General features: G+C 59.2%; 5 protein-coding genes. 1 reads left to right on the top strand and 4 read right to left on the bottom strand.

Annotation, left to right across the window (positions count from 1 at the left end; translation table 11 throughout):
- Positions 1 to 64: 64 nt before the first annotated feature.
- On the bottom strand, positions 65 to 415 hold the full coding sequence (locus KGA97_RS28690; RefSeq protein ID WP_223481931.1) for a glutaredoxin family protein: 351 nt from the start codon (positions 413 to 415) through the stop codon (positions 65 to 67).
- Complete coding sequence (gene yejK / locus KGA97_RS28685; protein ID WP_008026670.1) at positions 415 to 1,419, bottom strand: nucleoid-associated protein YejK; 1,005 nt, start codon at positions 1,417 to 1,419, stop codon at positions 415 to 417. The genes KGA97_RS28690 and yejK overlap by 1 nt, the downstream gene beginning before the upstream one ends.
- A gap of 406 nt (positions 1,420 to 1,825) precedes the next feature.
- Between yejK and KGA97_RS28680 the strand changes: the two genes are divergently transcribed.
- The gene (locus KGA97_RS28680; protein WP_007905514.1) at positions 1,826 to 2,107 is read left to right on the top strand and encodes an HU family DNA-binding protein; all 282 of its coding nucleotides are present in this window, start codon (positions 1,826 to 1,828) and stop codon (positions 2,105 to 2,107) included.
- A 206-nt stretch (positions 2,108 to 2,313) separates the two neighbouring features.
- On the opposite strand, the gene rlmF is transcribed toward KGA97_RS28680, so the two are convergent.
- Entirely contained in the window at positions 2,314 to 3,339 is a 1,026-nt protein-coding gene (rlmF, locus tag KGA97_RS28675) for a 23S rRNA (adenine(1618)-N(6))-methyltransferase RlmF (protein WP_223450531.1), read from the bottom strand.
- A gap of 246 nt (positions 3,340 to 3,585) precedes the next feature.
- Entirely contained in the window at positions 3,586 to 6,432 is a 2,847-nt protein-coding gene (locus KGA97_RS28670; RefSeq protein WP_223481930.1) for a valine--tRNA ligase, read from the bottom strand.
- Between the last annotated feature and the right edge of the window lie 20 nt (positions 6,433 to 6,452).

Here is a 6,452-nt window from a genome sequence, read left to right as displayed (position 1 = left end):
GTACAACAGTTACATCGCATTATCGTTCTTCGCGGGCAAGCCTCGCTCCTACAGAGGAATGCATTCATTTCAATGCAGAGAGAATCGCATCCGGGTCATACCCGCGAATCAGCGTTCCGTTGACGTCGATGATCGGAATCCCGCCGCCACCCAACGCTTCATAAGCCTTGCGCGCCTCGGCGTCTTTCTCGATGTCGAATTCCTTGTACGGAATGCCTTTCTGATCAAGAAAGCGCCGGGTCAGTTTGCAGTAACCACACCACTCGGTGGCGTAGAGCACGACGTTAGCCTTGGCCTGAGTCTGTTCCGACACCACCTGCGATGGGTTGAACACCCGCTCGATCTTGCCCCAGTTCTGATAAACCACGACCACCAGCAGGATCAGCAGGAATTTCTTCAGCACGCTGCCCAGCATCAGTTGCGTCGCTTGAGCTGGTCAGTCAGCTGAGTCGGCAGGCCTTTGATGATCAGCGTGCCGGCTTCTTCGTCGTACTCGATCTTCGAGCCCAGCAGGTGCGCTTCGAAGCTGATCGACAGACCTTCGGCGCGACCGGTAAAGCGGCGGAATTGGTTCAGGGTGCGTTTATCCGCCGGGATCTCTGGCGAAAGCCCGTAGTCCTTGTTGCGAATGTGATCGTAGAAAGCTTTCGGACGCTCTTCGTCGATCAGCTCGGAGAGTTCTTCCAGGCCCATGGGCTCGCCCATTTTTGCCTGGCTGCTGGCGTAATCCACCAGGGTCTTGGTTTTTTCGCGGGCGGACTCTTCCGGCAAATCTTCGCTTTCCACGAAGTCGCTGAACGCCTTGAGCAGCGTGCGTGTTTCGCCCGGGCCGTCGACGCCTTCCTGGCAGCCGATGAAGTCGCGGAAATACTCCGAAACCTTTTTGCCGTTCTTGCCTTTGATGAACGAAATGTACTGCTTGGACTGTTTGTTGTTCTGCCACTCGGAGACGTTGATTCGCGCTGCGAGGTGCAACTGGCCCAGGTCGAGGTGGCGGGACGGGGTCACGTCCAGCTGATCGGTCACGGCAACGCCTTCACTGTGGTGCAGCAGCGCGATCGCCAGGTAATCGGTCATGCCCTGCTGGTAATGCGCAAACAGCACGTGGCCGCCCACCGAGAGGTTCGACTCTTCCATCAGCTTCTGCAGGTGTTCCACCGCCACGCGGCTGAACGCTGTGAAGTCCTTGCCGCCGTCGAGGTATTCCTTCAGCCAGCCGCTGAACGGGTGCGCCCCGGATTCGGCATGGAAGAAACCCCAGGCCTTGCCTTGTTTGGCGTTGTAGCTCTCGTTGAGGTCGGCAAGCATGTTCTCGATGGCGCTCGACTCGGCCAGTTCAGAGTCGCGAGCGTGGAGAACTGCGGGCGTGCCGTCGGGTTTTTTGTCGATCAGGTGGACGATGCAATGACGGATCGGCATGGGCTTCTCGGCTGTTTGATACGGCTGGTTGGAGAGAGCAGGGCAGGCTCCCAAAAAAGTGCCAAGTGTACCGCAACCGCTGGTTTTGGCGTGGTGCGAAGGGCAATTCGTAGCCGACCGACGGCCCTTATGCAGTTTTTTCCTGTTTTAGAGCAATAAAGCTGACCAAATGGGTAGCAAGAGGCGGATATTTCCCCGTCTCTGTGCTAGTTTTGCCCGGTCTTACGCGAAGTCACTGCGTTAAGCGTGCATTCAGCATTTGTCAGGTCGAACCAAACCCTGATTTCGGTATCTATAACCCCGATCCCGTGGTTATTGGCCGAGGGTGCCAGATCCAGAAGATCGGGCTCGATGGCTGACACTGCACTCTGCAATCCATATGAATTTGATAGGGAAGGAACACTACATGGCTCTTACTAAAGACCAACTGATCGCCGACATCGCTGAAGCTATCGACGCGCCAAAAACCACCGCGCGTAACGCTCTGGACCAACTGGGCCAAATCGTTGCCGATCAGCTGGAAAACGGCGGCGAAATCACTCTGCCAGGTATCGGCAAGCTGAAAGTGACTGAGCGTCCTGCCCGTACCGGCCGTAACCCTTCGACTGGCGCTGCCATCGAAATCGCTGCCAAGAAAGTTATCAAGCTGGTTGTGGCCAAAGGCCTGACCGACGCTGTTAACAAGTAAGACGCAGTAAAAAAAACCGTGCTCCGGAGTGATCCGGGCACGGTTTTTTTGTGCCTGAAATTCAGCGATTGACCCGCAGACAACACAAAACCAATGTGGGAGCGAGCCTGCTCGCGATTGCGGTGCGTCAGGCAATATTATTGTCACTGACATACCGCCATCGCGAGCAGGCTCGCTCCTACAGTTGATCTCCGTTGGTCAGTTACTCAGCTTTTTTTAACCCAACGCTCGCGCCGCCAGACCTGCTGCTCGGATTTGGTCTGGAAAGTCCACGCAACGAAGCGGCTTTGCTTCTGGCCCTGGGACATTTCCACGACCTGGCTTTCCAGAACCCCGGCCTTTTTCAGCGCCGTCTCAATCGCCGGCAGGTTCGAGGCTTTCGATACCAGGGTGCTGAACCACAGCACTTTGTGCTGAAAGTGCGCGCTCTCGGCAATCAGCTGTGTCACAAAACGGGCTTCGCCACCTTCGCACCACAATTCGGCCGACTGACCACCAAAGTTCAGCACCGGCAGTTTGCGTTTCGGGTCGGCGCGGCCCAAGGCGCGCCATTTGCGCTCGCTGCCTTTGGTCGCTTCGTCCATCGAAGCGTGGAACGGCGGGTTGCACATGGTCAGGTCGAAGCGTTCGCCGGGTTCGAGCAAGCCCAGCAGAATGTGCTTGGGATTGGTCTGCTGGCGCAGCTGGATGGCCTTGTTCAGACCATTGGACTGGACGATGGCTTTGGCGGCGGCTACGGCCGTCGGGTCGATTTCCGATCCGAGGAAGTGCCAGCGGTAGTCGCTGTAGCCGATCAGCGGGTAGACGCAGTTGGCGCCCATGCCGATGTCGAGCACCTTGACCGGCGCGCCACGCGGGATTTCGCCGTCATTGACGCTGGCCAGCAGGTCGGCCAGGAAGTGCACGTAGTCAGCACGGCCCGGCACCGGCGGGCAGAGGTAATCGGCTGGAATGTCCCAATGGGCGATGCCATAGAACGATTTCAGCAGCGCCCGGTTGAACACCCGCACCGCGTCCGGGCTAGCGAAGTCGATGCTTTCCTTGCCGTACGGGTTGATGATCACGAACTTCGCCAGTTCCGGCGTGGTTTTGATCAGCGCCGGGAAGTCGTAACGACCCTGATGGCGGTTGCGCGGGTGCAGGCTGGCCTTTTCACGCGGTTCCACGGCTTTGGCCGGGGTGGCGGAGTCAGGCTTCTTGCGCGCAGGGCGGGGTGTGCGGGGGGCGGTCATGGGCGTTGTCGATTCGGGTATGGCTGAAAGTGGCGGGTATTGTCCCACAGACCATGACTTGGCGGGGGACCTGTAGGAGCGAGGCTTGCCCGCGAAGAACGGTAATACGGTTTAACAGACATACCGAGTCATCGTTCTTCGCGGGCAAGTCGGGTCGCCGCATCGCTCGCTCCTACAGAAAGCAAAAAGTGGCGGGCACAAAAAAGGGAGGCCACTTGGGCCTCCCTTTTTCATTGCGATCTGCCGTTACAGGCTGGCAATCCGCGCATGCTGCTCGGCCAGTTTGCCCAAAGCCTGTTCGGCTTCAGCCAGTTTGGCGCGTTCCTTCTCGATGACTTCGGCCGGAGCCTTGTCGACGAAACCGGCGTTGGACAGCTTGCCGCCCACGCGCTGGACTTCGCCCTGCAGACGCAGGATTTCCTTGTCCAGACGCGCCAGTTCGGCGTCCTTGTCGATCAGGCCGGCCATCGGCACCAGCACTTCCATCTCACCCACCAGCGCGGTGGCGGACAGCGGTGCTTCTTCGCCGGCAGCCAACACGGTGATCGATTCGAGACGCGCCAGTTTCTTCAACAGGGCTTCGTTCTCGGTGAGACGACGCTGATCTTCGGCGCTGACGTTTTTCAGGAAAATGTTCAGCGGCTTGCCCGGGCCGATGTTCATCTCGCCACGGATGTTGCGCGTGCCGAGCATCAGTTCCTTGAGCCACTCGATGTCGTTCTCGGCCGCCGGATCGATGCGCTCTTCATTGGCCACTGGCCAAGGCTGCAGCATGATCGTCTTGCCTTCGATACCGGCCAGCGGCGCGATGCGCTGCCAGATTTCTTCGGTGATGAACGGCATGAACGGGTGCGCCAGGCGCAACGCGACTTCCAGTACGCGCACCAGCGTGCGACGGGTGCCGCGCTGACGTTCGACCGGTGCGTTTTCGTCCCACAGCACAGGCTTGGACAGTTCCAGGTACCAGTCGCAATACTGGTTCCAGATGAACTCGTACAAGGCTTGTGCCGCGAGGTCGAAGCGGAACTGGTCGAGTTGACGGGTCACTTCGGCTTCGGTGCGTTGCAGCTGCGAGATGATCCAGCGATCCGCCAGCGACAGTTCGTAGGCTTCGCCGTTCTGGCCGCAGTCTTCGCCCTTGTCCAGCACGTAGCGCGCGGCGTTCCAGATCTTGTTGCAGAAGTTGCGATAGCCTTCGACGCGGCCCATGTCGAACTTGATGTCGCGACCGGTGGACGCCAGCGAGCAGAAGGTGAAGCGCAGGGCGTCGGTGCCGTAGCTGGCGATGCCGTCGGCGAACTCGTCGCGGGTCTGCTTCTCGATCTTCTTCGCCAGTTTCGGCTGCATCATGCCGGAGGTGCGTTTCTGCACCAGGTCTTCCAGCTCGATACCGTCGATGATGTCCAGCGGGTCCAGGACGTTGCCCTTGGACTTGGACATCTTCTGGCCCTGGCCATCGCGGACCAGACCATGAACGTAAACGGTCTTGAACGGTACCTGAGGCGTGCCGTCTTCGTTTTTCACCAGGTGCATGGTGAGCATGATCATCCGGGCAACCCAGAAGAAAATGATGTCGAAACCGGTCACCAACACATCGGTGGAGTGGAATTTCTTCAGGAATTCGGTCTGCTCAGGCCAGCCGAGCGTCGAGAATGTCCACAGGCCCGAACTGAACCAGGTGTCGAGAACGTCGTTGTCCTGTTGCAGCGCAACGTCCGGACCGAGGTTGTGCTTGGCACGCACTTCGGCTTCGTCGCGACCGACGTAGACTTTGCCCGACTCGTCGTACCAGGCCGGAATCCGGTGGCCCCACCACAGTTGACGGCTGATGCACCAATCCTGGATGTCGCGCATCCACGAGAAATACATGTTTTCGTACTGCTTGGGCACGAACTGGATACGGCCGTCTTCAACAGCGGCAATCGCCGGTTCAGCCAAAGGCTTGGTGGACACGTACCACTGGTCGGTCAGCCACGGCTCGATGATGGTGCCGGAACGGTCGCCTTTCGGCACTTTCAACGCGTGATCGTTGACGCTGACCAACAGGTCGGCAGCGTCGAACGCAGCAACGATTTGTTTGCGCGCTTCGAAGCGGTCGAGGCCGACGTATTCAGCCGGGATCTTGCCGTCGATGCTTTCGTTCAGCGTGCCGTCGAGGTTGAACACCTGGCAGGCCGGCAACACGGCAGCGTTCTTGTCGAAGATGTTCAGCAGCGGCAGGTTGTGGCGCTTGCCGACTTCGTAGTCGTTGAAATCGTGGGCCGGGGTGATTTTCACGCAGCCGGTGCCGAATTCAGGGTCGCAGTAATCGTCGGCGATGATCGGGATGCGGCGGCCAACCAGCGGCAGCTCGATAAATTTGCCGATCAGGGCTTTGTAGCGTTCATCGTTCGGGTTAACCGCGACGGCGGCGTCGCCGAGCATGGTTTCCGGGCGAGTGGTCGCGACGATCAGGTAATCATTGCCTTCAGCGGTCTTGGCGCCGTCGGCCAGCGGGTATTTCAGGTTCCACAGGAAACCTTTCTCGTCGTGGTTTTCCACTTCGAGGTCGGAAATCGCCGTGTGCAACTTGGTGTCCCAGTTGACCAGACGCTTGCCGCGATAGATCAGGCCGTCTTCGTGCAGGCGCACGAACGCTTCTTTCACCGCTTCCGAGAGACCGTCGTCCATGGTGAAGCGCTCGCGGCCCCAGTCCACCGACGAGCCGAGACGGCGGATCTGACGGCTGATGTTGCCGCCGGACTGATCCTTCCATTCCCAGACTTTCTCGAGGAATTTTTCACGGCCCAGGTCGTGGCGATTCTGGCCCTGGGCTTCGAGTTGGCGTTCCACCAGCATTTGCGTGGCGATACCGGCGTGGTCGGTGCCCGGCTGCCACAGGGTGTTGCGACCCTGCATGCGGCGGAAACGGATCAGGGCGTCCATGATCGCGTTGTTGAAGCCGTGACCCATGTGCAGGCTGCCGGTGACGTTCGGCGGCGGGATCATGATGGTGTAGGACTCGCCCGCGCCTTGCGGGGCGAAGTAATTCTCAGACTCCCAGGTGTTGTACCAGGAAGTTTCAATGGCGTGCGGCTGGTAGGTCTTATCCATGCGCGGCGGGACCCTATTGG

Origin of the sequence: Pseudomonas sp. BF-B-15 (genome assembly GCF_019946675.1) — a bacterium.
In the GTDB taxonomy this organism is placed as follows: domain Bacteria; phylum Pseudomonadota; class Gammaproteobacteria; order Pseudomonadales; family Pseudomonadaceae; genus Aquipseudomonas; species Aquipseudomonas migulae.
This window is presented reverse-complemented; position numbering and strand designations above follow the sequence as displayed.